Source organism: Flavihumibacter cheonanensis (assembly GCF_022352215.1).
Classification (GTDB): domain Bacteria; phylum Bacteroidota; class Bacteroidia; order Chitinophagales; family Chitinophagaceae; genus Flavihumibacter; species Flavihumibacter cheonanensis.
Map to the genome: position 1 here is coordinate 1 of NZ_JAKRWF010000011.1, position 2,500 is coordinate 2,500.

The 2,500-nt window shown below is 47.8% G+C and carries 2 rRNA genes (1 of these 2 cut by a window edge); both read right to left on the minus strand.

From position 1 onward, the window contains the following. Positions 1–185: 185 nt before the first annotated feature. A 5S ribosomal RNA gene (rrf, locus tag MD536_RS20850) occupies positions 186–297 on the minus strand. 81 nt (positions 298–378) lie between these two features. Further along, a 23S ribosomal RNA gene (locus MD536_RS20855) occupies positions 379–2,500 on the minus strand; it runs 755 nt beyond the window's last position.

The following is a 2,500-nucleotide window of genomic DNA, read 5'->3' on the forward strand; positions in this document are numbered from 1 at the left end:
GGGAAGCATGGAAGAGGGAGTAAAGGAAGAGGGAGCTCGGGAAGAGGGTAGTTGAACAAAGCAGGCAGCTACGTTGCAACCAGGATGGTGGGTGGTGCTTCGGTTGTGCGTTGCCGTTTCACGTTACAGGTTACAGCAAAAAAAAGAGCCTTGCAACAATTCTGTTACAAGGCTCTTAGTAATAAATATGGCACCTACCTACTCTCCCGCCTGGTATAGCAGTACCATCGGCCATGAGGGGCTTAACTTCTCTGTTCGGTATGGGAAGAGGTGAACACCCTCGGCATAAGCACCATAAGATCTTCAATAAGATAACATATTGGGAAGTTGCAATTAATCATCAAGTAATTCACATTTCTTATCTCCGAAGAGAATAAAAAATTAAAGCTTACGGGCAATTAGTACTACTCGGCTTTGATGTTACCACCTTTACACCTGTAGCCTATCAACGTCATAGTCTCTGACGACCCTTAAAAGAAAACTCATCTTAAGGAAGGTTTCACGCTTAGATGCTTTCAGCGTTTATCCTGTCCGTACATAGCTACTCGGCATTGCACCTGGCGGCACAACCGATACACCAGCGGTACGTACGACCCGGTCCTCTCGTACTAAGGTCATGTCCTCTCAATTTTCTAACGCCCATCACAGATAGGGACCGAACTGTCTTGCGACGTTCTGAACCCAGTTCACGTGCCACTTTAATCGGCGAACAGCCGAACCCTTGGGACCTTCTCCAGCCCCAGGATGTGACGAACCGACATCGAGGTGCCAAACCTCACCGTCGATATGAGCTCTTGGGTGAGATCAGCCTGTTATCCCCAGAGTACCTTTTATCCTTTGAGCGATGGCCCTTCCATACAGAACCACCGGATCACTTTAGCCTGCTTTCGCACCTGATCGACTTGTCTGTCTCACAGTCAAGCACCCTTATACTAATGCGCTCTGCGTACGATTACCAACCGTACTGAGGGTACCTTTGCGAGCCTCCGTTACTTTTTAGGAGGCGACCACCCCAGTCAAACTACCCACCATGCAATGTCCCCCTTTAGGGGTTAGGTTCTAAGCAACAAGAGGTTGGTATTTCAACGATGACTCCACAATGCCTGGCGACACTGCTTCATAGTCTCCCAACTATCCTACACACTTGGTGCTCAAAATCAATGCAAAGTTGTAGTGAAGGTTCATGGGGTCTTTCCGTCCCGTGACGGGTAACCGGCATCTTCACCGATACTACAATTTCACCGGGCTCGTGGAGGAGACAGTGTTCAACTCATTAGACCATTCGTGCAGGTCGGAACTTACCCGACAAGGAATTTCGCTACCTTAGGACCGTTATAGTTACGGCCGCCGTTTACTGGGGCTTCAGTCAGAAGCTTTGGATTACTCCGAACATCCTTCCTTAACCTTCCAGCACCGGGCAGGTATCAGGCTCTATACGTCATCTTACGATTTTGCAGGGCCCTGTGTTTTTGTTAAACAGTTGGTTGAACCATTTTACTGAGACCACATCGCTGTGGTACGCTTTATCCCGAAGTTACAGCGTCAATTTGCCTAGTTCCTTCTCCACGGCTCACCCGAGCGCCTTAGAATATTCATCTCGACTACCTGTGTCGGTTTACGGTACGGGCCGCATTAGCCTAACCTTAGAGGTTTTTCTCGGTGCTATGATTAGGGTCACTATCTATCCAGCCGAAGCTTTCAAGTACTATCACCTTCGACATCCTGAACGGATTTGCCTATCCAGGATATATCTACAGGCTTTAACGCAGTATTCCGTAACTGCGCGGACCTTTCACAAACACGTCACCCCATCGAAACTAATGCGGGTACTGGAATATTAACCAGTTTTCCATCAGCTGCCCCTTTCGGGTTTGCCTAAGGACCCGACTAACCCTGATCCGATTAACGTTGATCAGGAACCCTTAGTCTTACGGCGAACAAGTTTTTCACTTGTTTTATCGTTACTTATGCCTACATTTTCTTTTCCAACCGCTCCAGCATGCATCACCACACACCTTCAACGCAGATTGGAATGCTCCCCTACCACTCTATACAAGTATAGAATTTAGAACTTCGGTTCGTAGTTTGATGCCCGATCATTTTCCGTGCAGGGTCTCTCGACCAGTGAGCTGTTACGCACTCTTTAAATGAATGGCTGCTTCCAAGCCAACATCCTGGCTGTTTTAGAAACCCCACCTCGTTTGTTCAACTTAACTACGTATTAGGGACCTTAGTTGCTAATCTGGGTTATTTCCCTCTCGGCCATGGACCTTAGCGCCCACAGCCTCACTGCCGCAGATATTTATTAGCATTCGGAGTTTGTCAGGGTTTGGTAGGCGGTGAAGCCCCCTAGCCCAATCAGTAGCTCTACCTCTAATAAACTTCTATATGCGACGCTGTTCCTAAAAACATTTCGGGGAGAACGAGCTATCTCTCAGTTTGATTGGCCTTTCACCCCTATCCACAGGTCATCCCATAACTTTTCAACGTTAATGAGTTC